Source organism: Roseovarius halophilus (ex Wu et al. 2025) (assembly GCF_047086965.1).
Window position 1 is genome coordinate 1 of record NZ_JBKOTX010000517.1, and the last position, 786, is coordinate 786.

General features: G+C 75.4%; 2 protein-coding genes. Both read left to right on the top strand.

Annotated features, from left to right (window positions below):
• On the top strand, positions 1 to 316 hold a 316-nt coding region (gene thiD, locus ACH107_RS33245; RefSeq protein ID WP_412509846.1), incomplete at its 5' end, for a bifunctional hydroxymethylpyrimidine kinase/phosphomethylpyrimidine kinase.
• Positions 313 to 786: FAD-dependent oxidoreductase (locus ACH107_RS33250; RefSeq protein ID WP_412509847.1), on the top strand; the 474-nt coding region annotated here is incomplete at its 3' end. The genes thiD and ACH107_RS33250, both read left to right, overlap by 4 nt.

A 786-nucleotide genomic window follows, 5' to 3' on the forward strand; every position in this document is an offset into this window, starting at 1 on the left:
GGCCCTGCGCGCGATGGGGCCGGCAGCGGTGCTGATGAAAGGCGGCCACGCGGCCGGTGACACCTGTACGGACCTGCTGGTCACGGCCGACGGCACGCACCGGCACGACGCGCCGCGCCTGTCCACGCGCAACACGCATGGCACCGGCTGCTCGATGGCGTCGGCCATCGCGGCCGAACTGGCCAAGGGCATCCCTCTGCCCGAAGCCGTCGCGCGCGCCCGGGGGTGGCTGCACGGCGCGATCGCGGCGGCGGACAGGCTGGACGTGGGGCAGGGGCACGGCCCCGTCCACCATTTCCACGAGGTCTGGCATTGACCGGGCCGACCGTGATCCTCGGCGCGGGCGTTGCCGGGCTCTGCGTCGCGCATGAACTGACCCGGCGCGGCGTCGCGACGCGCCTTGTCGATCCGGCGGGCGGGCCCGGCGCGCATGGCTGTTCGTGGTGGGCCGGCGGGATGCTCGCCCCCGACTGCGAAAGCGAGACGGCCGAGGAGCCCGTCACCCGGCTGGGCCGCGAGGCCGCCGATTGGTGGGAGGACGCCGGGGTGCCGGTCATCCGGCGCGGCTCGCTCGTGGTGACGCTGACCCGCGACCGGCAGGAGCTTGACCGCTTCGCGCGCCGCACCACACGCCACGATCGCATCACCGGCGCCGGCCTGGCCAAGCTTGAGCCGGGTCTGGCCGGCCGCTTCGACCGCGCGCTGCACTTTCCCGGCGAGGCGCACCTCGACCCGCGGCTGGCCCTCGCCACCCTGCGGAAGACGCTCGCGGCCAGCGGGGTCGAC